A 23,610-nucleotide genomic window follows, 5' to 3' on the forward strand; every position below is an offset into this window, starting at 1 on the left:
GACCCGTGGCCGGACGGGACGAGGCGGGAGCCCCACCGGAAAGACGGCCACCCCCGAAGGCTCACGGGGGTGGCGCCGCGCCGACACGGCGCCACCCCCGCTTCGGCCCCGTGACCCGGAGCCCGCGCCGAACGAGCGGCGCCGCACCCAGCTTTGAGCACCGCCCGACCGTCCGCCAGAGTTGCAGGAGGTTGCAACCCCGCCCGCGCGGAACGATCACCGGGCCGGGCACCATGGGGGCACGGGACCGCTCCCACCGGCGGGCGGTGCGCACGGGTGGTGCCCGGAGGGGGAGGCGTGTGGTGATGCCGTCGGGCGTCGAGAGGGCGAGGCTGACCGCCGTGGACCCGGAGCGGTCGGCGCGGCTGCTCCGGGACGTCCACGCGGCGGCCCTGACGGGCGACCGGCCCCCGGGAGCGCCCCGGCCGGTGATCGGCGCGTCCTGGGACCGGGCGGCGCGCTGCGGCCTCGACCCCGACCAGGTCTGCCAGGGGCCCCTGCTCACCCCGGAGGAACTGGCGGAGCACCGTCGGCGCTCCCCGCTGCGCACGGTGCTGCCGCTGCTGCGGGAGGCGCTGGAACCGCTCACCGGCACCTCCCAGGCGATCATGTTCATCTGTGACGCGGAGGGCCGCGTCCTGTGGCGGGAGGGGCACCCGGGGGTGCTGCGCCGGGCGGATCTGCTGGGGTGCGAGCCGGGGGCGGACTGGAGCGAGGCGGTGGTGGCCACCAGCGGGATGGGCACGCCGCTGGTGGCCCGGCGGCCGGTGCGGGTGCACTCCGCCGAGCACTTCGTCCGCGCCCAGCACCCCTGGTCGTGCGCGGGCGCGCCGATCACCGACCCCCGGGACGGCAGGCTGCTGGGCGCGGTGGACGTGAGCGGCCCGTACGAGACGCAGCACCCGGCGGCGCTGGCGCTGGTGGCGTCGGTGGCGAAGCTGGCGGAGGCGGCGCTGCGGGAGCGGCACCTGACCGGGCTGGACCGGCTGCGGTCGGTGGCGGCGCCGATGCTGGCGCGGATCGGCGGCCGGGCCCTGGCCGTGGACCGGGACGGCTGGACGGCCGGGGTGACGGGGCTGGCCCCGGTGGACCGGGTGGCGCTGCCCCGGGGACTGGGCCCGGGGCAGAGCTGGCTGCCTCCGCTCGGGCGGTGCCGGGTGGAGGCGCTGCCCGGAGGGTGGCTGCTGCGGCCGGAGGAGGCGGAGGAGGCGCCCGCCACCCGGGTGCGGCTGGACGTCTCGGAGCCGCGCCGGTGGCACGTGACGGTGTCCGGGGAGGCGGGCGGGTGGACGCACGAGCTGACGCCGCGCCACGCCGAGCTGCTGTACCTGCTGGCCGCGCACCGGCCCGGACGCAGCGCGGCCGAGCTGGCGGCGGCGGTGTTCGGGGACCGGGGCCGGACGGTCACGGTGCGGGCCGAGCTGTCCCGGGTGCGCAAGTACCTGGGCGGGCTGCTCCTCCACCGTCCGTACCGGTTCCGCGAGGACGTGACGGTGGAACTGGCGCTGCCCGAACGCCACGGGGACCTGCTCCCCCATTCGACGGCCCCGGAGATCCGGACCCCCTGACGCCGGGGGCCGCCCGATCGGCGGGCCCGCGCCGCCCGGAAGCCCCGACGAGCGCCGGGGGCACGGGGAAGAGGGGAGGGGAAGGGGAGGCGAAGGGAAGGGGAAGGAACCCGGGGAACCGGAGGGGCCGGGGGAAGGAGAGCCCACGACGGGAGGGGCGGGAGCGGAAGCCGGGCAACGGGAAGGGCCGGGGAACCAGAGGGGCGGCCACGGAGCCCGACGGAAGCGACGGGAGCAGCGGGAGCGGCGGGAGTGGTGGGAGCGGTGGGAGCCACCCCCACCGCTCCCACAAGGACCCGGTGGAAGCGACGGACCCGGCGGGAACGGCCGGAGCCACCCCCGCACCCACAAGGACCCGGCGGAAGCGACGGGCCCGACGGGCGGGGCCGGAGCCGCCCCCGCCTCCACGGGGGACCCGGCGGAAGCGACGGGAACCCCCTCCGTACCCTGGGCCCCATGAGCATCACCGTGACCACCTGGTCCCTGGAACAGACCGCGCCCGCCGACCTGGTCCCCGCCAAGGAGCCGGACGGCGACGTCCGGATCGTCCGGGCGGAGGTGCCGTCGCCGGAGTTCAGCCGCTTCCTGTACACCGCCGTGGGCGGGGACATCCGCTGGACGGACCGGCTCCCGCTGGCGTACGCGGACTGGCGGGAGCGGCTGGAGCGGCCGGGGACCGAGACGTGGGTCGCCTACGACCGGGGCACCCCGGCGGGGTACGTGGAGCTGGAGGCCCAGGCGGACGGGGCGGTGGAGATCGTGTACTTCGGTCTGATCCCCGCCTTCCGGGGGCGCCGGATCGGCGGGCACCTGCTCACCGTGGGCACGGCCCGGGCCTGGGACCTGGCGTCCCGCTGGCCGGATCTCACCCCCACCCGCCGGGTCTGGCTGCACACCTGCAGCAAGGACGGCCCGTACGCGATGGACAACTACCTGCGGCGGGGCTTCCGGCTCTACGAGACCCGGACCGAGGAGGAGCCGGAGGTCGCGACCCCCGGTCCGTGGCCCGGCGCGGGCCCGGTCTGAGACCGTTTCGCGACCCCACCGCGACCCCCTCGCGACCCCGGGGGCGCGCTCCGTGTGACCAACGACACTCCGTCTCACGATTCGGGACAAGGATGTCCACATAGCGGATAACGCTGGACCGGTCGGACGACGCCGTGCCACGCTTCCGTCATGTCTCCAGCTGGAATTGCCTTGGTGAGTCGACGCCACGTCGACCTCGTCCGCGTGTCCAGCGCCATCTGTCCGGCGCTCTGACCGCCCTTCAGTCGAGCCGTTCGCCCTCGCCGTTCACCCCACACAGCCCCGAGCGACTTCCGCACCTCCGGCGCCGTGACAGCCCCCGGATCCTCCCCGGGCCGGCTGCGCCGCCACCCCTGTACTGCGCAGTGCCGCGCACGGATGCCCGCATCTCCGTGCTGTTCCGTATGCGCAGGTAAGAGCCGCTTTCCTGCCTGTCCGAAGGACGTATTCCCATGGTCTCCTCGGCTTCGACGCCGCCGCAGAAGCCCGCCGCCGCCGCGGCCCGCCGCAAGGTGGGACGGCACCGTGGCGAAGGCCAGTGGGCCAAGGGCCACTTCACCCCCCTCAACGGCAACGAGCAGTTCAAGAAGGACGACGACGGTCTCAACGTCCGGACACGGATTGAGACGATCTACTCCAAGACGGGTTTCGACTCGATCGACCCCAACGACCTGCGCGGCCGTATGCGTTGGTGGGGTCTGTACACCCAGCGCAAGCCCGGGATCGACGGCGGCAAGACCGCGATCCTGGAGCCGGAGGAGCTGGACGACAAGTACTTCATGATGCGCGTGCGCATCGACGGCGGACGGCTCAGCACCGAGCAGCTGCGGGTGATCGGCGAGATCTCGCAGGAGTTCGCCCGGGGCACCGCCGACATCACCGACCGGCAGAACATCCAGTACCACTGGATCCGCATCGAGGACGTCCCGGAGATCTGGCGGCGGCTGGAAGCCGTCGGTCTGTCCAGCACCGAGGCGTGCGGTGACACCCCCCGGGTGATCCTCGGCTCCCCCGTCGCGGGCATCGCCGAGGACGAGATCATCGACGGCACCCCCGCCATCGACGAGATCTACCGCCGGATCGTGGGCAACAAGGACTTCTCCAACCTGCCCCGCAAGTTCAAGTCCGCGATCTCCGGCTCCCCGCTGCTCGACGTGGCGCACGAGATCAACGACATCGCCTTCGTCGGCGTCCGCCACCCCGAACTGGGCCCGGGCTTCGACGTCTGGGTCGGCGGCGGGCTCTCCACCAACCCCAAGCTCGGCGTCCGGCTGGGCACCTGGGTCTCCCTGGAGGACGTGCCCGACGTCTACGAGGGCGTCATCGGCATCTTCCGCGACTACGGCTTCCGCCGGCTGCGCAACCGCGCCCGGCTGAAGTTCCTGGTCGCCGACTGGGGCCCGGAGAAGTTCCGCCAGGTACTGGAGGACGAGTACCTGCTGCGCAAGCTGGCCGACGGCCCCGCCCCCGAGCAGCCCGTCGAGCGCTGGCGCGACCACGTGGGCGTGCACCGGCAGAAGGACGGCCGCTTCTACGTCGGCTTCGCGCCCCGCGTCGGCCGGGTGGACGGCACCATCCTCACCAAGATCGCGCAGATCGCGGAGGACCACGGCAGCGGACGGCTGCGCACCACCGCCGAGCAGAAGATGCTGGTCCTCGACGTCACCGAGGACCGGGTCGACTCCGTGGTCGCCGCCCTGGAGGCGCTGGACCTGCGGGTGACGCCGTCCCCGTTCCGCCGCGGCACCATGGCCTGCACCGGCATCGAGTACTGCAAGCTCGCGATCGTCGAGACCAAGGCGCGCGCCGCCTCCCTCATCGACGAACTGGAGCGCAGGCTCCCCGCGTTCGAGGAACCCCTCACCATCAACCTCAACGGCTGCCCCAACGCCTGCGCCCGCATCCAGGTCGCGGACATCGGTCTCAAGGGCCAGCTGGTCCTGGACGACGAGGGCAACCAGGTCGAGGGCTACCAGGTGCACCTCGGCGGCGCGCTGGGCCTGGAGGCCGGATTCGGCCGCAAGGTCCGCGGCCTCAAGGTCACTTCGCAGGAGCTGCCCGACTACGTGGAGCGCGTGGTGCGCCGCTTCGAGGCCGAGCGCGAGGACGGCGAGCGGTTCGCCACCTGGGTGACCCGCGCCTCGGAAGAGGCCCTGTCATGAGCGAGCGCGCAGCCCCCTTCCACTGCCCCTACTGCGGGGACGAGGACCTCCGTCCCAACGAGCAGGGCCACGGCGCCTGGGAATGCGCGGCGTGCAACCGCGCCTTTCAGTTGAAGTTCCTCGGGCTGCTCGCCCGGGGACTCCGACGCCAGGACACCGGAGGGGACTCGATATGACCGCCACGGGAACCACCGCACCGCACGACACGGACGGCCACCCCGGCGAGGAGCGCGCGGCCGAGCTGCGGACCCTCGCCGAGCGGGCCGGACGCGACCTGGAGGACGCCTCCGCCCTGGAGATCGTCACCTGGGCCGCCGACACCTTCGGCGACCGCTTCTGCGTCACCTCCTCCATGGAGGACGCGGTGGTCGCGCACCTGGCGTCCCGCGCCCGGCCGGGCGTGGACGTGGTCTTCCTCGACACCGGCTACCACTTCCCGGAGACCATCGGCACCCGGGACGCGGTCGAGGTCGTGATGGACGTCAACGTCATCACCCTGACGCCCCGTCGGACCGTCGCGGAGCAGGACGCCGAGCACGGACCGCGGCTGCACGACCGCGACCCCGACCTGTGCTGCGCGCTGCGGAAGATCGCCCCCCTCCAGGAGGGCCTCACCCGCTACGAGGCGTGGGCCACCGGACTGCGCCGCGACGAGTCGCCCACCCGGGCGAACACCCCGGTCGTCGGCTGGGACGCGCGACGCGGCAAGGTGAAGGTCTCCCCCATCGCCCGCTGGACCCAGGACGACGTCGACCGGTACGTCCTCGAACACGGCGTGCTGACCAACCCGTTGCTCATGGACGGCTACGCCTCCGTGGGCTGCGCGCCCTGCACCCGGCGGGTCCTCGACGGCGAGGACGCCCGCGCCGGACGCTGGGCGGGCCGGGGCAAGACCGAATGCGGGCTGCACGGATGACCGCCGCCCGCCCCGGGGACACCACCCCCCGCCCCCCACACCAGGAGACCCAGAATGCCGAGGAGACTCACGTGAGCGGAGCCACCGTCTGGCTCACGGGCCTGCCCAGCGCGGGCAAGACGACGATCGCGTACGAACTGGCCGGGCGGCTGCGCGCCGACGGTCACCGGGTCGAGGTCCTCGACGGCGACGAGATCCGCGAGTTCCTCTCCGCGGGCCTCGGTTTCGACCGCGCGGACCGTCACACCAACGTGCAGCGCATCGGTTTCGTCGCCGAGCTCCTCGCCCGCAACGGCGTCCTGGTCCTCGTCCCCGTGATCGCCCCCTACGCCGACAGCCGTCAGGCCGTGCGGGAGCGCCACGCCAAGGCGGACACCCCGTACCTGGAGGTCCACGTGGCCACCCCGGTGGACGTGTGCGCGGTGCGCGACGTCAAGGGGCTGTACGCCAAGCAGGCCGCCGGGGAGATAGCGGGCCTCACCGGGGTCGACGACCCCTACGAGGCACCCGAGGCCCCGGACCTGCGGATCGAGTCGCAGGACCAGACCGTCCAGGAGTCCGCCGCCGCGCTGTACGCGCTGCTCACCGAGAGGGGACTGGCATGACGGCGACCACGGCCACCGCCCGCGAGGGCCAGGGCGACGAGGTGCGCGCCGGGCACGGCGCCACCGGCCCCGGCAGCCCCTACGCGCTCTCGCACCTCGACTCGCTGGAGTCCGAGTCCGTCCACATCTTCCGGGAGGTGGCGGGCGAGTTCGAGCGGCCGGTGATCCTATTCTCCGGCGGCAAGGACTCCATCGTCATGCTGCACCTGGCGCTGAAGGCGTTCGCCCCGGCGCCCGTCCCGTTCACCCTGCTGCACGTGGACACCGGCCACAACTTCCCCGAGGTCCTCGACTACCGCGACCGCGTGGTGGCCCGGCACGGGCTGCGGCTGCACGTCGCCTCGGTGCAGGACTACATCGACCGCGGCGCCCTGCGCGAGCGCCCCGACGGCACCCGCAACCCGCTCCAGACCGTGCCGCTGACCGAGGCGATCCAGCAGCACCGCTTCGACGCGGTGTTCGGCGGCGGACGGCGGGACGAGGAGAAGGCCCGGGCCAAGGAGCGGGTGTTCTCGCTGCGCGACGAGTTCTCCCAGTGGGACCCCCGCCGCCAGCGCCCCGAGCTGTGGCAGCTCTACAACGGGCGGCACGCCCCCGGTGAGCACGTCCGGGTCTTCCCGCTCTCCAACTGGACCGAGCTGGACGTGTGGCAGTACATCGCCCGGGAGTCCATCGAGCTGCCGGAGATCTACTTCGCGCACGAGCGCGAGGTGTTCCGCCGGTCGGGCATGTGGCTGACCGCGGGCGGGTGGGGCGGCCCCAAGGACGGCGAGCCCGTCGAGAAGCGGCTGGTGCGCTACCGGACGGTCGGCGACATGTCCTGCACCGGGGCCGTCGACTCGGACGCCACCACGCTGGACGCCGTGATCACGGAGATCGCCGCGTCCCGGCTGACCGAGCGGGGCGCCACCCGCGCCGACGACAAGCTGTCCGAGGCCGCGATGGAAGACCGCAAGCGCGAGGGGTACTTCTAGCCATGACCAACAGCACCACGACGGCCGGGGAGCACGCCGTTCTCTCGGCGACCACCCTGCTGCGCTTCGCGACCGCCGGTTCGGTGGACGACGGCAAGTCCACCCTGGTGGGACGGCTGCTGCACGACTCCAAGTCGGTCCTCGCGGACCAGCTGGAAGCCGTCGAGCACGCCTCCCGCAACCGCGGTCAGGAGACCCCCGACCTGGCGCTGCTCACCGACGGGCTGCGCGCCGAGCGGGAGCAGGGCATCACCATCGACGTGGCGTACCGCTACTTCGCGACCCCGCGCCGCCGGTTCATCCTGGCGGACACCCCGGGCCATGTGCAGTACACCCGGAACATGGTGACGGGCGCCTCCACCGCCGAGCTGACGGTGATCCTGGTGGACGCCCGCAACGGCGTGGTGGAGCAGACCCGGCGGCACGCGGCCATCGCCGCGCTGCTGCGGGTGCCGCACGTGGTGCTCGCGGTCAACAAGATGGACCTGGTGGAGTACGCCGAGCCGGTGTTCGCCCGGATCGCGGAGGAGTTCACCGCCTACGCCACCGAGCTGGGCGTGCCCGAGGTGACCGCCATCCCGATCTCGGCGCTCGCCGGGGACAACGTGGTGGACCCCTCGGCCCACATGGACTGGTACGGCGGTCCCACGGTGCTGGAGCACCTGGAGACCGTCCCCGTCAGCCATGACCTGGCCGAGTGCCACGCCCGGCTGCCGGTGCAGTACGTGATCCGGCCGCAGACCGCCGAACTCCCCGACTACCGGGGGTACGCGGGACAGATCGCGGCCGGGACGTTCCGGGTGGGCGAGCGGGTGACCGTACTGCCGTCCGGGCGGACCTCCGAGATCACCGGGATCGACCTGCTGGGCGAGCCGGTCGACGTGGCCTGGACCCCGCAGTCGGTGACGCTGCTGCTCGCCGACGACATCGACATCTCACGCGGTGACCTGATCGTGCCGAGCGCCGACGCGCCCGCCACGTCCCAGGACATCGAGGCGACCGTGTGCCATGTGGCCGACACCCCGCTGGCCGTGGGCCAGCGGGTGCTGCTGAAGCACACGACCCGTACGGTCAAGGCCCTGGTGAAGGAGATCCCGTCCCGGCTCACCCTGGACGACCTCTCCCAGCACCGCGAGCCCGGCCGGTTGGTCGCCAACGAGATCGGCCGGGTGCGGGTGCGCACCGCGGAGCCGCTCGCCGTGGACGCCTACGCGGAGTCCCGGCGCACCGGATCGTTCCTGCTGATCGATCCGGCCGATGGAACGACCCTGGCCGCGGGCATGGCCGGGGAGTCGTTCACCACGACCCGTACCGAGAAGACCGCCGACGCCGAGGGGGGCGTCGACGACGAGGGGTGGGACTTCTGAGCATGCGCAGACAGGGGGAGGTGGCCGGTCCCGTGGACACGACGACGACCGGTGTGGACGTCTTCGCGACGTTCGCGAAAGAGGGGGGACGCGTCGGCAGTGGCGCGCTCGGCAGTGGGCAGGGCGGCGTCGGGCGATGTGCGTGAAGACGTACGCGCACCGCTTGCGCGCCCTCACCCCCCACTCGCTGTGCCGAGCAAGACGAAGACCTGCCGATCTCCCGGCCACGACATGAGTACGTGAACGCCGGGCCGACGAGGGGAATACCTCCCGTGCCTGCAACCCTCCGTTCCACCACCCTGCGACGCGGACTGGCCGCCGCCGTCGCACTCCCGCTGCTCGCGGTCGCCGCCACCGCCTGCGGCTACGGCTCCAAGTCGGACGAGAACAAGAAGGACGGCGACAAGGCGGCCCCGGCCGCCGACGCCAAGAAGCTCTCCGCCGACAGAGTCAGGATCGGCTACTTCCCGAACCTCACCCACGCCACCGCCCTCGTCGGTGACCACCGCGGTCTGTTCCAGAAGGAACTGGGCGGCACCGAGGCGTCGTACTCGCAGTTCAACGCCGGTCCCTCCGCGATCGAGGCGCTGAACTCGGGCTCCATCGACATCAGCTGGATCGGCCCCAACCCGGCGATCAACGGCTATGCGAAGTCCAACGGCACCAACCTGCGGATCGTCGGCGGTTCGGCGTCCGGCGGCGTGAAACTCGTCGTCAACCCGAAGAAGATCAAGTCCCTGGACGACGTCAAGGGCAAGAAGATCGCCACCCCGCAGTTCGGCAACACCCAGGACGTGGCGCTCCTCAACTGGGCCGCCGAGCGGGGCTGGAAGGTCGACGCGCAGAGCGGCAAGGGCGATGTGAACGTCGTCCGCACCGACAACAAGATCACCCCGGACGCCTACTCCTCGGGCTCCATAGACGGGGCCTGGGTGCCGGAGCCGACCGCGGCCAAGCTGGTGTCGCTCGGCGGCAAGGTGCTGCTGAACGAGTCCGACCTGTGGCCGGACAAGAAGTTCGTGATCACGCACGTGATCGTGTCGCAGAAGTTCCTCGACAAGCACCCCGACGTGGTCGAGGCCGTGCTGCGCGGCACGGTGAAGACCAACGCGTGGATCAAGGCGAACCCGGACGAGGCGAAGAAGACCGCCAACGAGAAGCTGAAGGCGCTCTCCGGCAAGGCCCTGCCGGACGACGTCCTCAACGACGCGTGGCCGTCGATCGAGTTCACCAACGACCCGCTGGCCTCCACCCTGAAGACCGGGGCGGACCACGCGGTGAAGGCCGGTCTGCTGGAGAAGCCCGACCTCAAGGGGATCTACGACCTGTCGACGCTGAACAAGGTCCTGAAGGCCGAGGGCGAGCCCGCGGTCGAGGACGCCGGACTCGGCGTGAAGTAGCGGACTGACGACCCCAGGAAGGTGACCACCATGGCCACGACGTTCGCCAAGGCCGCCGACGGTACCCAGACGGCCGCTCCCGCGGCACGCATCGAGCACGTTTCGAAGTCCTTCGACGGTCCCGCCGGGCCGCAGCTCGTCCTGGACGACATCAGTCTCGATGTCGCGCCCGGCGAGTTCGTCACCCTCCTGGGGGCCTCCGGCTGCGGCAAGTCCACCCTGCTCAACCTGGTGGCCGGGCTGGACAAGCCCAGCCAGGGCACCATCGCCACCGGGGGGCGTCCCGCCCTGATGTTCCAGGAGCACGCCCTGTTCCCGTGGCTCACCGCGGGCAAGAACATCGAACTCGCCCTGAAGCTGCGGGGGGTGCCCAAGGCGGAGCGCCGCGAGCGCTCCGAGGAGCTGCTGGAACTGGTCCGGCTCAAGGGCTCGCACGGCAAGCGGGTCCACGAGCTGTCCGGCGGGATGCGGCAGCGGGTCGCGATGGCCCGCGCGCTGGCGCAGGACAGCCAGCTGCTGCTGATGGACGAGCCGTTCGCCGCGCTCGACGCCATCACCCGGGACGTACTGCACGACGAGCTGACCCGCATCTGGCGCACCACCCGGGTGTCGGTGCTGTTCGTCACCCACAACGTCCGTGAGGCGGTGCGGCTCGCCGAGCGGGTCGTGCTGCTGTCGTCCCGGCCCGGCCGGGTGGAGCACGAGTGGCGGGTGGACATCCCGCAGCCGCGCCGCATCGAGGACAGCGCCGTCGCGGAGCTGTCCATCGAGATCACCGAGAAACTGCGTGGGGAGATCCGCCGCCATGGCCAGCACTGACACGACGGCCGACCAGGACGGCACGGGCACCGGCAGCGGGCCCGCCGGCACGGTCGCCGAGGACGGCGCTCCCGGGGACGGCTCCGGCCCCCGGGGCTCCGGGGAACGTTCCCGGGACAAGGACGAACCGCACGACCTCGCCGGTCTGGACGCGCTCGACTCCGTCCAGCCCAGCAGCCGCACTCCGCTGCGCGAGACGCTGGTGCGCAAGGTGCTGCCGCCGCTGGTGGCGGTGGGCCTGGTGCTGCTGGTGTGGCAGATCCTGGTCTGGGCCGAGGTGACCGACAGCTACAAGCTGCCGGCCCCGTCCGAGGTCGGGGACGAGGTCGTCACGGCCTGGCAGGAAGGCACCCTGCTGGAGTACATCTGGACCAGTGTGTCCCGGGGTCTCCTCGGGTTCCTGCTGGCCCTGGCGATCGGCACCCCGCTCGGTCTGCTGGTCGCCCGGGTGCGGTTCGTCCGGGCGGCGATCGGACCGATCCTGTCGGGGCTCCAGTCGCTGCCGTCGGTGGCGTGGGTGCCGCCCGCGGTGATCTGGCTCGGGCTCAACGACTCGATGATGTTCGCCGTCATCCTGCTGGGCGCGGTGCCGTCGATCGCCAACGGGCTGGTCTCCGGAGTGGACCAGGTGCCCCCGCTGTTCCTGCGGGCGGGACGCACCCTGGGCGCCACGGGGCTCCGTCACACCTGGCACATCGTCATGCCGGCCGCGCTGCCCGGCTACCTCGCCGGGCTCAAGCAGGGCTGGGCGTTCTCCTGGCGGTCGCTGATGGCGGCCGAGATCATCGCCTCCTCGCCGGACCTGGGCGTCGGGCTGGGGCAGCTCCTGGAGAACGGCCGCAACGCGAGCAGCATGTCGATGGTGTTCCTCGCCATCCTGCTGATCCTGATCGTCGGCATCGCGATCGACCTGCTGATCTTCAGTCCGCTGGAGCGGTGGGTGCTGCGCAGCCGTGGCCTGCTGGTGAAGAGCTGATCCCATGAACGACCCCGTCCTCGTCGTCCTCGCCCACGGCAGCCGCGATCCGCGGCACGCGGCGACCGTGCGCTCCCTGGTGGAGCGGGTGCGGTCGCTGCGGCCCGGACTCCGGGTGGAGACCGGCTTCCTGGACTTCGACGTGCCGTCCGCGGCGTCGGTCCTGGAGTCGCTGGCCGCCCGGGGCGTGCGGGACGTGGTGGCGCTGCCGCTGCTGCTGACCCGCGCGTTCCACGCCAAGGCGGACGTCCCGGCGCTGCTGCGTCAGGCGCCGCCGGGACTGCGGGTGCGACAGGCCGGGGTCCTGGGACCCTCCCCCCTGCTGACGGCCGTGCTGGAACGGCGGCTGTACGAGGCCGGGCTCACGCCCGGCGACAAGCCCACGACCGGGGTCGTCCTCGCGTCGGCGGGCTCCACAGACCCGGAGGCGATCGCGGTGATCGCAGAAATCGCGCGGGAGTGGCGGCACACCGGTTGGTGCGCCGTGCGACCCGCGTTCGCCTCCGCGTGCCTTCCCCGCACCGAGGACGCGGTGCGGGAGCTGAGGGCGGAGGGGGTCCGCCGGATCGCGGTGGCCCCCTACGTCCTGGCCCCCGGCTTCCTGCCGGACCGGATCGCGCGGGGCGCGGCCGAGGCGGGGGCCGATGTGATCGCCGGGGTGCTGGGGGACGCCCCGGAGGTGGCGCGGGTGCTGCTGGCCCGGTACGACGCGGCGGCGCGGGCTCCGTACGGGGTCCAGGACGCCGCGTTCCGGTCGGTGGCGCGGCTCGGGGTCTGAACCCCGGCGCTCGGGCCCGGACCCCAAGGCTCGGGGCTTGAACCCCGGACGATCCGCACGAGGTGCCCCGGACGACCACCCGGTCGTCCGGGGCACTGTGGTGTACGGGCGGGCCCGGACGGTGTCCGTCCGGGCCCGGACGGTGTACGGGGCGGGTCCGGCCGTTGTACGGGCCGTCTCCCTCGCCGGAGGGTGTTCGACGGGTGCCCGGCCTCCTGGCTTCCGGGGCTCGCCGGGCTTCCCGCTGGGGCTTTCGGCGGCCCCGCGGAACGCCGGGAAGCCCGGTCGTCCGCTCTTCGGCCCCCTCGGTCCCCTCGGCCCGCCCGGCTCCCGTCCGCTGTCCGTTTCCCGTCCATCCGCCGTCCCTCGGAGCGGGTGCGGGCCGGACCCACGGCCGGGTACCCGTGGGGAGCGCGCGGCCGTCCGGGCGTCCGGGGCCGACACCCCGTCCGCCCCACTCGCCCCTCCCTGCCCCGTCGTTCCGGTCAGGTGTCTTCCGTCGCCCCGTCCGCCCCTGACGCACCGGGGCGGGCGCGCGGCGCCGGGACGCACCGGGGCCCCTCCACCGGGGGGCGTGAGGAAAGAAGTCGGCCACCCCGATGGGGTGTTACCGGGGGAAAGACGGACCTCCCACCCCCATGAGTTCGAACACATGTCTCCTTTCGCGAACCCCGCGCGCCGACCCCGCCCCCTCCCCCCAGACGGGATCCCCGATCCGCACGCCCCGCCGGACGGCCCCGGACCCCCACCCGGACGGTCGGCCGAGCGCTCCCGCGCACTCGCGAGAGGGCGGCCCGGGGAGCGCGACCCGCCCGGCCGGACGGTCGCGCGAGGGCTCGGGACCACTCCGCCCCGGCGATCCCCCGACGGCTCCGGGAACGGCGCCCGCGCCCCGCACGGAGAGATGTCCACCATTCGAACGGGTGGCCGGATACTGACGGGGCTTCGCCTCGTCGCGCCGTGGTCCGCCGCCACCGAGGCCGTCCGCGCCCCGTCGCGCCCCACGCCGCGCGGGCATCGTCCGGGAACGGCCGGGGCCGGATGGGGCCGGATGGGCAAAAGGGCGGTGAGGATCCCTCGTTCACCGAGTATGACCGGAAACTCCCGCACCGGTCGGTCCCCGTGACCGCCACCGGCGGCCTCCGGGAACCGACCCCGCGCCCCTGGCCACGGACGTCCGGTGGGCTCCCGCCGTCCACCGCCTCCGCCGGAGCGCGGAGCGTGACGCCCCCGCGCGGACCGGGCCGGGAAGGCCGTCCGCACGGGCCGGGAGGGACCGGTCGCCGGGCCCTCCCCGGCTCCGGCGGAAGGCCGTCCGGAGGACGACGCCGCTGGTCGGCAGCGCCCGTGCGGCGCGGTGGCGCGAAGGCGTCCCCTGGGCGGACAGCGGTCTTGTTTTCGGCGCGAAAGGCGGGTGATACTCCCGGCGAACTACTTTGCGTGACCGGTCACTCCCCTGCGTGGTGACGCCCTCCGGTCCCGGTTCCACCGAAGAGCTCGACGCCGCCCGACGTCTGGATGGTTCCGTGCACTTATCCGAATCCGTTTCCCCCCACCGCACGCCACCCCGCCGAACGACCCGTCGTCCGAAGGGGGTGGACCGACCCGGTGCCGTCGTCTCCCACGGGGCATGAGGCCCTGGACGCAGCGCAACGACGTCAGTTCTCGGAGTCCGGGTACCTCGTCCTCCCCGGGCTCATCCCGGAGTCCCTGCGCACCGCGCTCGTCCCCGAGGTGGACCGCTGGGTGGACGAGGGCCTGCGGGCCCGTTCGATCGCCGCGTGCGCCGACCCGGTCACCCACGGGCCGCCGCCGCTCCTGGAACTGGAGCTGACCGCGCACGGCGAACTCCTCACCCATCCGCCCCTGTTGCGGGCCCTGGCCGAGCTGCTCGGACCGTCGTTCGTCTTCCACCACCTGCACAGCGACCGGCAGGCCCCCGGCATCGCGGGCAAGCCCTGGCACCACGACTACGAACCCAACGACCGCTCCGACACCTCGCTGCTGATGGTGCACGCGCTGCACTACCTCGGCGGGCTCGACGAGAAGGTGGGCAGCCTCGGAGTGCTGCCCGGTTCGCACCGCCGTCAGGTGGGCAAGGACGCGCTCGCCCACCACGGCACGGGCGAACTCCCCGGGGAGGCCGTCCTCGACCGGCTGCCCGCCGGGACGACCGTGCTGCTCAACTCGGCGCTGTTCCACACCCGGCGGCCCGCCCCGGAGGGCCCGGGACGGCCCCGCTACTTCGTCGACGCCTCCTACTGCCAGGTGGGAGCGCGCTGGCGGCCCGTGAAACCGTACTGGCGGCAGATGCTCGCCCGGGCCCGCGAACTCGACCTGGCCGGTGGTGAATGGCCGGAGCTGTTCGCGGAGCGACACTTCACCGAGTACACCCGAGCGGTCTGAGGAGAGCGTCACCGTGGAAATCGTCACCTCCGTCCCCTTCTCCGAGGTCCAGGACGCCTACGGGCGGGACCACCCCCTGGAGCGCGCCCACCAGGCGAACACCAACTCCGACGGGAAGGCCGCCCTCGAACTCGCCGACGGGATGTTCGGCAGTTGGTGGCGGGTCCGGTTCTCGCGCGCGGACGTCCTCGGCGTCGTCCTGCCCTGGCACCTCAGCGAGGGCGGCGCGCTGGAACTCGTCCCCCGCAGCGGGCTGACGGTGGCGGAGGCGGCGGAACGGATCCGCTCCGGCGGGGAGGTGTGGACCGGGGCGAACCCGGTCTGCGCCGAGAAGCTCGTCCTGCTGGAGCGGGCCCCGTTCACCCCCCTCTATCTGAGCACCCGCCCGATCGACCACTCCGACTACTCGGACCTCAAGGTCCGGGAGGGACTGATCCACATCGACGGCCTGCACCGCATGCTCGCCTGGGAACTGGCCGGGCGGCTGCCCGACCGGGCGGAGCTCGACGGCTACCTCGTCGGCGATCCGCCGCCGCCCGTCGCCACCCGGACGGGAGACCCGGCGGAGTGACCTCCGCGACGCGGCACGTCCCGTTGACCCGGTCCGCCCGCTCGCTGTCCGAGCTCCTGTCCCACGCCGCCCGGCTCCATCCGCACCGCACCGCCCTCGCCGACGGCGTCCGCTCCCTCGACTACCGCACGCTCGACGCCGTCGCCGACCGGGTGGCGGACCGGCTGGACGCGCTCGGCATCGGCCGGGACGACCGGGTGGCCCTGCTGGGCCCCCGGGACGCCCGGGTCCTCGCGCTGCTCCACGGGGTGCTGCGGGCGGGCGCCACCGCGGTGATGGCCGACCCCGAGTGGTCGCCCGCCGACCTCGGCGGACGGCTGGACGCGGTCCGGGTCCGTCACGTCCTCACCACCGAGGCGGCGGTGCGCGGACCGCGCCGCCGCCCGGCGCACTGGCTGGACGTCGACGGCTGGGCCGAGGCCGGACCCCTCGGGCGGCGGCCCGTCGTCCGGGGCGCCGACGGCGATCTGGCCTACCTCTCCTTCACCTCCGGTTCGAGCGGCGCGCCGAAGGCGGTGGCCGTCACCCACGCCAACGCGGTGCACTACGCGCGGGCGCTGACGGAACGGCTGGGCTTCGGCCCGGACGACGGCGTCCGCGTCGCCCACGTCACCACGCTCGCCGCCGACCTCGGCCACACCGCCTGGCTGCTCGCCCTGGCCGTCGGCGGTTCGGTGCACCTCGTCCCCGACGGGGAGGTGCGGGACCCGGACGCCTTCTGGGCCGCCCTGGGCACCGCCGGGGTGAACGTGCTGAAGACCACCCCGTCCCATCTCGGCGCGCTGCTGGAGGGCCGGCCGTCCGGTGCCCCCGCGCTGCACACCGTGCTGCTGGGCGGCGAGGCCCTGCCCCGCGCGCTCGCCGCCGGGCTGCTGGACACCGGGGTCGCCGCCCGGGTGGGCAACCACTACGGCCCCACCGAGACGACCGTCGGCGCCACCTGCTTCCTCGCCACCTCCGCCGGGCAGTTGCCGGAGGAGGAGCCGACCGTCCCGATCGGCACCGGCATCGGCGAGGTCGAGCTGCGGCTGCTGGACGGCGCCGGACGGCCGGTCCCCGACGGCACGGCCGGGGAACTGTTCATCGGTGGACGCGGGGTCAGCGCCGGGTACTTCGGGCGCCCCGCCGAGACCGCGCGGAGCTTCGTCCGGCGGGACGGGTCCCTGCTGTACCGGACGGGCGACCTGTGCCGCCGCCGGCCCGACGGGAGCATCGTCTTCCTGGGGCGCGCCGACCGCCAGGTCAAGGTCCGGGGCTTCCGGGTCGACCTCACCGAGGTGGAACGGGCCGTGGAGGCGTTCCCCGGCGTGGGCGGCTGCGCGGTCCTCGTCCGGGACACCGCGCTAGGCAACCAGCTGGTGGCCGCCGTCCGGCTCACCGACGAGGCCGGGGAGTCCGGGCGGTCCGGGGGCGCCGGGGAATCCGGGCGGTCCGACGGCTCCGGGAGTTCCTCCGGGGGGCCGGGGGGTTCCCACGGACCCATCGGCTCCATCGACTCCAAGCGCTCCAAGCGCTCCGGGGGTTCCGGGGACGCTCCGGACGGTGTGCGCCCGGACGGCGAGGGTTCCGGGGGCGGCGAGGCCCCCGGGAACGACCGGGGCCCCCAGGCCGAGGGCGCGGTCCTGGCCCGGCTCGGCGTCCATCTGCGCGACCGGCTGCCCGGCTACGCCGTCCCCCAGCCGATCCTGGTCCTCCCCCGCTTCCCCGTCAGCCCCAACGGGAAGCTCGACCGGGAGCGGCTGGCCGCGCTGGTCACCGAGGTCATCGAGGCCCGGGCCGGGCGCGCCGGGCCCGGGGGCGCGGAACCGGCCGCCCCGGCCGATCTGCGGCAGCGGGCGCTGGTCCGCTCCCTCACCGAGTTCTGGGCGGGCGCGCTGGGCCTGGCCCTCGTCGGACCGCACGCCGACGTGCTGGAACTGGGCGGGGACTCCATCCTCGCCATGCGCACCATCGCCCTGCTGCGCCGCTCGGGACTGCGGGTGGGCTACGACGACTTCTACCGGCACCCGACGGCCGCCGCGCTCGCGGCGACCGCCACCCGGGACACCGGGGACGACGACGCCACCGGGGACGCCGGGACCGTGGGGGCCACCGGGGACGCCGCGCCCGCCTCACCCGCCCCGGAGGGCGAAGGTGCCGGACGGCTGGCGCCCGCGCAGCGCTGGCTGCTGCGGCAGCCCCTGGACGACCTCCGGCACTGGAACCAGTCGGTCGTGCTGCGCTGTCGCGCCGAGGTGGACCCCACCGCGCTCGCCACCGCCCTGGCCGCCGTCCTCGAACGCCACCCCGCGCTGCGCCGTCCGCTCACCGCCGACGGCTACGGCGAGCCGCGCCCGGTCGCCGGGCTGGACCCGCTGTCGTTCTCCCGGCTGCCCCGGGCGGCCGGTGCGCTGGCCCGGACCGTCGCCGGGCTCTGCACCGCGCTGCACCGCGGCATGGACCCGGCGGCGGGACGGCTGCTGCGCGCCCATCTGTTCACCGGTCCGCCCGGGACCGACGACCGGCTGGCCCTGATCGTCCACCACCTGGTCGTCGACGGGGTGTCCTGGCGGGTCCTGCTGGACGACCTCGCGCACGCCTACCGGGCCGCCGTCGACCGCAAACCCACCGCGCTGCCGCCCACCCCGGACTTCTACGCCTGGGCCGCCCGGACACCACCGCCACCGCCCGCCGGACCCGCCGCCGCCGTCAGCCCGGCCAGCCCGGTCGGCCCTGCCGACCCCGTCAGCCCCGGAGCCGTCACGGCCGGCACGACCACCACGGCCACCACGGCCACCGCGCCGAAGGCGATCGTCTGGACGCTCGACGAGGACGGGACCACCCGGCTCATCGCCCGCCACGGCGCCGGACCGGGGCTGGAGGCGTTCCTGCTGACCGCCTTCACCGACGCCGTGACCGGGGCGACCGGCCGCCCCCGGCTCACCGTGGAGGTCGAGACCCACGGCCGGGACGCCGTCGGCGACCCGGGCGACCACCTGGACACCGTCGGCTGGTTCACGGCGGTGAAACGGGTGACGGTACGGGCCCCCGAGGCACCGGGCACCCCGGCGGGGGCGGGGTCCCTGACCGCGCGCGCCGAGGAGACCAGGGAGGCCCTGCGCCGGGCGCCGGTGCTCCCGATGGACACCGCCGAGCCCGCGCCGGAGACCGGCTTCAACTTCCTGGGCACCTTCCGGCCGCCCGACGAACCGGCCCTGGACTGGACGGTCGCGGACGAACAGGCGGGGACCGCGCGGTGCGTCAGCGGGGACCCGCTCTACGCGCTGCGGCTCACCGCCCGGGTGGTCGGCGAACGGCTGGTGTGCGACCTGGTGTACGGCGCGCCCCGGATCGCGGACCGGGTCGCGACGGAGCTGGTCCGCGACTTCGGGCGGGCCGTGGCCCGGGAGGCGGGGGCGACGGCCGGGGCGCCCGTCCGCAGCCCCCTGTCCACCTCGGGACAGCTGCTCCTGACGGGGCGGCTGGAGACCGGTGGGACGGCCGGTGGACGGCTCGCCGTCACCGAACCCGCCCGGGTGCTGCTCACCGGGGCCACCGGCTACCTCGGCGGCCACCTCCTCACCGCGCTCACCCGGCGCGGGGCGCACGTCGTCTGTCTGGTGCGCGCGGACGACGACGAGGCGGCGGTGCGACGGCTCGGCGCCGACCACGAACGGATCGAGGTCGTCGCCGGGGACATCCGCCGGGACGGGCTCGGCCTCTCCCCCGCCGGACTCGCCCGGGCCCGGGACGCCCAAGTCGTCGTGCACGCCGCCGCGGACGTCCGGCTGGTGGCCTCGCCCGCCGAACTGGCGCGGACCAACCACACGGCGGTGCGGCGGCTGCTGGAGTGGGTGACCGCGCACGCCCCGGACGCCCGTTTCCACCACGTCTCCACGCTCGCCGTGTCGGGCGGGGTGGAGGGTCCCGTCCGCCGGTTCGGCGAGGCGGACCTGTGGATCGGCCAGCGGTTCCGCACCCCGTACGAGCGGACCAAGTTCGACGCCGAGGAGACCGTCCGGGCCTGGGCCGCGACCGGGCACCCCGCCTACGTCCACCGCAGCGGGCACATCGCGGCCCACAGCCGCACCGGGGCGTTCCAGGCCAACGCCGGGGACAACCGGATCTACCAGTTGGTGCGCGGCTATCTGCTGGCCGGGGCGGCACCCCGGCGGCCGGGGGCGTCCTTCGCCTTCTCGCACGTGGACACGGTGGCCGCCGGGATCGCGGCGCTGGCCGTCGACCCGCTCGCGGCGCCCGGCGCGTACCACGTGGAGACCCCGTACGAGACCCCGCACGACCGGCTGGTCGACTGGCTCGCCGGGCACGGCTACCGGGTGGCGCTCACCGACGACGAGACGTTCGCCGCGGCGCTCGCCCGGGCCGAGCGCCGTCATCCGGCCGAGGCGGGGGTGGCCGCGGCCTGGTCGCTCCAGGAGGAGCGGAACGTCGCCGTGGACCGCGCGTACACGGTGGCGGCGCTGGACCGGCTGGGCGTCCGGTTCACCGAGCCGACCGCGCGGTGGTGGTCGGCCGCGCTCACCTGGGCGGCGGACGCCGGTTTCCTGCCGCCCGTCCGGCCCTCCGACGGCACCCTCCTGTTCCCCTGACGCCCGGACACGCCCGTGTCCCCCGATGCCCGGCCGCGCCCCGGCGACCCGCCCCGGCGCCCGACGTCCCACCGATCCGACCGAAGGCGGAGATCCGTGTCCCAGCTGTCCCCGGTGCTCAAGCAAGCCACCCCCGTCGTCGCCGCGCGGGGCGAGGGGGTCCACCTCTTCGACGCCGAAGGGCGCCGCTATCTGGACTTCACCTCCGGGGTGGGGGTGACCAGCACCGGTCACTGCCACCCCCGGGTGGTGGAGGCCGTCCGGGAGCAGGCCGGGCGGCTGCTGCACGGCCAGTACACGACCGTCCTGCACGATCCGCTGCTCACCCTGACCGAGCGGCTGGGCGAGGTGCTGCCGTCCGGGGTGGACTCGGTGTTCTACGCGACCGCCGGGACCGAGGCGGTGGAGGCGGCGCTCCGGCTGGCCCGGCACGCCACCGGCCGGCAGAACGTGATCGTCTTCGAGGGCTCCTTCCACGGCCGCACCCTGGGCGCGGCGTCCCTGACCACGGCCGGGACCCGGTTCCGGGCCGGGATCGGCCCGCTGATGCCCGGGGTGGCGGTGGCCCCGTTCCCGTACGCGTTCCGGCTCGGTCTGGACGGGGAGCGGGCGGTCCAGGCGGCGCTGCGCGGACTGGACCGGGTGCTCGCCACGGTCAGCGCGCCCGCCGAGACGGCGGCGGTGTTCGTGGAGCCGGTGCTGGGCGAGGGCGGTTACGTCCCGGCCCCGGCGGGCTTCCTGGCCGGGCTGCGGGAGCGCGCGGACCGGCACGGGTTCCTGCTGGTGGTGGACGAGATCCAGACCGGCTTCGGACGGACCGGACGGTTCTGGGCCCATCAGCACCACGACGGGGTCGTCCCGGACGTGCTGATCACCGCCAAGGGCCTGGCCAGCGGGCTGCCGCTGTCCGCGATCGCGGCGCCCGAGGCGCTGATGAGCCGGGCGTGGCCGGGCTCCCAGGGCGGCACCTACGGCGGCAACCCGCTGGCCTGCGCCGCCGCGCTCGCCACCCTCGACGTCATCCGGGACGAGGACCTGGTCGCCAACGCCGCCGCGCAGGGCGCCCGGTTGCTGGACGGGCTGCGGACGGTGGCCGCCGGGGTCCCGGCCGTCGCGGACGTGCGGGGGCTCGGGCTGATGGCGGGCGTGGAGTTCCGGCACGCCGACGGCTCGCCCGACCCGGACACCGCGCGGGCCGCCCAGCGGGCGGCGGCCGAGCTGGGTCTGCTGCTGCTGACCTGCGGCACCGACCTCAACGTGGTGCGGATGATCCCGGCGCTGGTGGTGACGGCGGAGCAGATCGACGAGGCGGTGGCCCTGTGGGCGAAGGCCCTCGCCACGGCGGCCGGTCGGTAGCCGGTCGGCAGCCGGTCCGCCGGGGCGCGCCCGGGCGGGCCCCGGGTTCCCGCGCGGTGCGTGACTTCCCCGGGGTCGCCGGGGTTCCTGATGTCCCGGGGTCGCCCGGGGTTCCTGAGTTCCCGGAGTCGCCCGGGGTTTCTGAGTTCCCGGAGTCGCCCGGGGTTTCTGAGTTCCCGGAGTCGCCCGGGGTTTCTGAGTTCCCGGGGTCTCCCGGGGTTCCTGAGTCCACGGTTCCTGAGTCCACGACGGAGGAAGTGGTTCACGAGATGGTCGACGACACGGTGTCCGAGATCGGTTGGGGCAGTGCGGATCTGACGGCCCGGCGCGCGCTCTGGTCGCTGCCGTTCGGGGCGGACGACCGGCGGGGGTTGGGGGCGGCGGCCCGGGCCGGGAGCTGGGACGGGAACGAACCGGTCCGCGAACGGCTCCGCTCCTTCGTGACGGAGGCCACCGGCGCGGTGGGCTTCGCGCACATCGGCGGGGTGCTGGACCCGTCGGCCCCCGAGGAGGAACTGGCGGACGCCCTGGCGTTCGCCCTGGGGGACTTCGGGAAGGTCGTCCCCCAGAACGCCCGGGGCGATCTGAGCCAGGTGCTCCGGGACCACGACGGCGACGGCAACACCGAGCTGGGGTTCCACTGCGACACCTGTGATCTGCTGGTGCTGCTGTGTCTGCAACCCGCGGTGCGGGGCGGTGGACTGACCAAGGTGGCGAGCGCGCGCCACGTCCACGACCTCATCGGACGGGAGCGGCCGGACGTGCTCCGCACCCTCGGCGAGGACTGGACCTTCGACCGTACGGGCCGGGCCGGGCGGCAGGTCATCGTCTCCCCGATCCTGTTCACCCAGGAGGACGGGACCGTCGGCTGCTACTACCAGACCCGGACGGTGCGCTCCTCGCCCGAGCGCGGCGGACCGCCCCTGAGCCCGCGCCAGTGGGAGGCGCTGGACTTCTTCGACGAGGTGCTCCACCGGCCGGAGATCGCGTTCGGGCTGTCGCTGGCGGCGGGCGACCTGCTGGTCATCCGCAACGACCGGGTGCTCCACGGCCGCTCCCCGTACGTCGACGAGCCCGGCCCCCGCGCCCGGCGGGTGCTCAGGCTCTGGATGGACGGGGCCGGCGGAGCCGACGGGACCGGTGGGACCGGGGCAGGCCGGAACTGACCGGACACCCACGCGCACAGAACACCAGAGGCCCCACGGCCCACGGCCCACGCCGAGCGCCTACAACCCCGACCCCGATCCCGATCCCGCACCGAGCAACCCCGACATCCCGACAGCCCGTCCGCGCGTCCGTCGCGGGCGGCGGACGACCCACGGAGGACACGTGACCACCGGCGCCAGGGAACACGGCCGCATCGCCATCGTCACCGGCGGCGGCAGCGGACTCGGCAGGGCCAGTGCGCTGGCCCTGCTCGACGCGGGCTGGTCCGTCGCCCTCGCCGGGCGGCGCGAGGACGCGCTGAAGGAGACCGCCGACCTCTCCGGCGCCGACCCGTCCCGGGTGGCGGCCGTCCCCACCGACATCCGCGACGAGAAGCAGGTCGCCGCGCTGTTCGCGAGCGCGGTGGACCGGTTCGGCCGGGTGGACCTGCTGTTCAACAACGCGGGCGCGGCGGCCCCGCGCCGACCCGTGGCGGACACCCCGGTCGAGGACTGGAACCTGGTGCTGGAGACCATCGTCACCGGGGCCTTCCTCTGCGCCCGGGAGGCGTTCCGGGTGATGGGGGCGCAGTCCCCGGCGGGCGGCCGGATCATCAACAACGGCGCGCCCTCCGCGCACGTCCCCCGGCCGAACACCCCCGCCTACACGGCGGCCAAGCACGCCCTGCTCGGGCTGACGAAGGTGCTGTCCCTGGACGGCCGGGCGCACGGCATCGCCTGCGGTCAGATCGACACCGGCAACGTGACCCCGCTGGACGGCGGTCCGCAGCCGGCCGCGCTCCAGGCCGACGGAACGCGGGCGGTGGAGGCCACCATCCCGGTGGCCCGGTTCACCGAGGCGCTGCTGCTGATGGCGTCCATGCCGCTGGACACCAACGTGCAGTCGCTGACCGTGCTGCCGACCACCATGCCGTTCGTCGGGCGCGGCTGA

19 protein-coding genes are annotated in these 23,610 nt (G+C 74.2%); all 19 read left to right on the forward strand.

Translation table 11 applies throughout. From position 1 onward, the window contains the following. Positions 1-302 precede the first annotated feature (302 nt). On the forward strand, positions 303-1,568 hold the full coding sequence (locus tag ACVWNX_RS05960; RefSeq protein ID WP_454414647.1) for a GAF domain-containing protein: 1,266 nt from the start codon (positions 303-305) through the stop codon (positions 1,566-1,568). Positions 1,569-2,024: 456 nt separating this feature from the next. Further along, positions 2,025-2,594, forward strand: a complete 570-nt coding sequence (locus tag ACVWNX_RS05965) for a GNAT family N-acetyltransferase (RefSeq protein ID WP_454412820.1) — start codon at positions 2,025-2,027, stop codon at positions 2,592-2,594. Positions 2,595-2,744: 150 nt separating this feature from the next. After that, positions 2,745-2,828, forward strand: coding sequence for a putative leader peptide (locus ACVWNX_RS05970; RefSeq protein WP_454414648.1), 84 nt, complete (start codon positions 2,745-2,747; stop codon positions 2,826-2,828). A gap of 218 nt (positions 2,829-3,046) precedes the next feature. Beyond that, entirely contained in the window at positions 3,047-4,756 is a 1,710-nt protein-coding gene (locus ACVWNX_RS05975; RefSeq protein WP_454412821.1) for a nitrite/sulfite reductase, read from the forward strand. Further along, positions 4,753-4,932 (forward strand): hypothetical protein, encoded by a 180-nt coding sequence (locus ACVWNX_RS05980; RefSeq protein ID WP_385493355.1) that lies wholly within the window; start codon positions 4,753-4,755, stop codon positions 4,930-4,932. Before ACVWNX_RS05975 ends, ACVWNX_RS05980 begins: the two co-directional genes overlap by 4 nt. After that, positions 4,929-5,672, forward strand: a complete 744-nt coding sequence (locus ACVWNX_RS05985) for a phosphoadenylyl-sulfate reductase (RefSeq protein ID WP_454412822.1) — start codon at positions 4,929-4,931, stop codon at positions 5,670-5,672. The genes ACVWNX_RS05980 and ACVWNX_RS05985 overlap by 4 nt, the downstream gene beginning before the upstream one ends. Beyond that, positions 5,669-6,277 (forward strand): adenylyl-sulfate kinase, encoded by a 609-nt coding sequence (gene cysC, locus ACVWNX_RS05990; RefSeq protein ID WP_454412823.1) that lies wholly within the window; start codon positions 5,669-5,671, stop codon positions 6,275-6,277. The genes ACVWNX_RS05985 and cysC overlap by 4 nt, the downstream gene beginning before the upstream one ends. Then, the gene (gene cysD / locus ACVWNX_RS05995; protein ID WP_454412824.1) at positions 6,274-7,251 is read left to right on the forward strand and encodes a sulfate adenylyltransferase subunit CysD; all 978 of its coding nucleotides are present in this window, start codon (positions 6,274-6,276) and stop codon (positions 7,249-7,251) included. The genes cysC and cysD overlap by 4 nt, the downstream gene beginning before the upstream one ends. Before the next feature lie 2 nt (positions 7,252-7,253). Then, positions 7,254-8,618 carry a sulfate adenylyltransferase subunit 1 gene (locus tag ACVWNX_RS06000; protein ID WP_454412825.1) on the forward strand — a complete coding sequence of 455 codons (1,365 nt, stop codon included), beginning with the start codon at positions 7,254-7,256 and terminating at the stop codon, positions 8,616-8,618. A gap of 272 nt (positions 8,619-8,890) precedes the next feature. After that, complete coding sequence (locus ACVWNX_RS06005; protein ID WP_454412826.1) at positions 8,891-10,018, forward strand: aliphatic sulfonate ABC transporter substrate-binding protein; 1,128 nt, start codon at positions 8,891-8,893, stop codon at positions 10,016-10,018. 30 nt (positions 10,019-10,048) lie between these two features. After that, positions 10,049-10,837 (forward strand): ABC transporter ATP-binding protein, encoded by a 789-nt coding sequence (locus tag ACVWNX_RS06010; protein WP_454412827.1) that lies wholly within the window; start codon positions 10,049-10,051, stop codon positions 10,835-10,837. Beyond that, complete coding sequence (locus ACVWNX_RS06015; RefSeq protein WP_454412828.1) at positions 10,824-11,813, forward strand: ABC transporter permease; 990 nt, start codon at positions 10,824-10,826, stop codon at positions 11,811-11,813. The genes ACVWNX_RS06010 and ACVWNX_RS06015 overlap by 14 nt, the downstream gene beginning before the upstream one ends. A gap of 4 nt (positions 11,814-11,817) precedes the next feature. Further along, positions 11,818-12,591 carry a sirohydrochlorin chelatase gene (locus tag ACVWNX_RS06020; protein WP_454412829.1) on the forward strand — a complete coding sequence of 258 codons (774 nt, stop codon included), beginning with the start codon at positions 11,818-11,820 and terminating at the stop codon, positions 12,589-12,591. 1,608 nt (positions 12,592-14,199) lie between these two features. Further along, complete coding sequence (locus ACVWNX_RS06025) at positions 14,200-14,997, forward strand: phytanoyl-CoA dioxygenase family protein (protein ID WP_454412830.1); 798 nt, start codon at positions 14,200-14,202, stop codon at positions 14,995-14,997. A 13-nt stretch (positions 14,998-15,010) separates the two neighbouring features. Beyond that, positions 15,011-15,568, forward strand: a complete 558-nt coding sequence (locus tag ACVWNX_RS06030; protein ID WP_454412831.1) for a DUF6309 family protein — start codon at positions 15,011-15,013, stop codon at positions 15,566-15,568. After that, a complete protein-coding gene (locus ACVWNX_RS06035; RefSeq protein WP_454412832.1) occupies positions 15,565-20,157 on the forward strand; it encodes an amino acid adenylation domain-containing protein in 4,593 nt (1,530 codons plus the stop codon). Before ACVWNX_RS06030 ends, ACVWNX_RS06035 begins: the two co-directional genes overlap by 4 nt. A gap of 96 nt (positions 20,158-20,253) precedes the next feature. Beyond that, a complete protein-coding gene (locus ACVWNX_RS06040) occupies positions 20,254-21,513 on the forward strand; it encodes an aspartate aminotransferase family protein (RefSeq protein ID WP_454412833.1) in 1,260 nt (419 codons plus the stop codon). A gap of 269 nt (positions 21,514-21,782) precedes the next feature. After that, positions 21,783-22,679 (forward strand): TauD/TfdA family dioxygenase, encoded by an 897-nt coding sequence (locus tag ACVWNX_RS06045; protein WP_454412834.1) that lies wholly within the window; start codon positions 21,783-21,785, stop codon positions 22,677-22,679. Between the two features lie 163 nt (positions 22,680-22,842). After that, the gene (locus ACVWNX_RS06050; protein ID WP_454412835.1) at positions 22,843-23,610 is read left to right on the forward strand and encodes an SDR family oxidoreductase; all 768 of its coding nucleotides are present in this window, start codon (positions 22,843-22,845) and stop codon (positions 23,608-23,610) included.

This window comes from Streptomyces sp. JNUCC 64, from assembly GCF_054484115.1.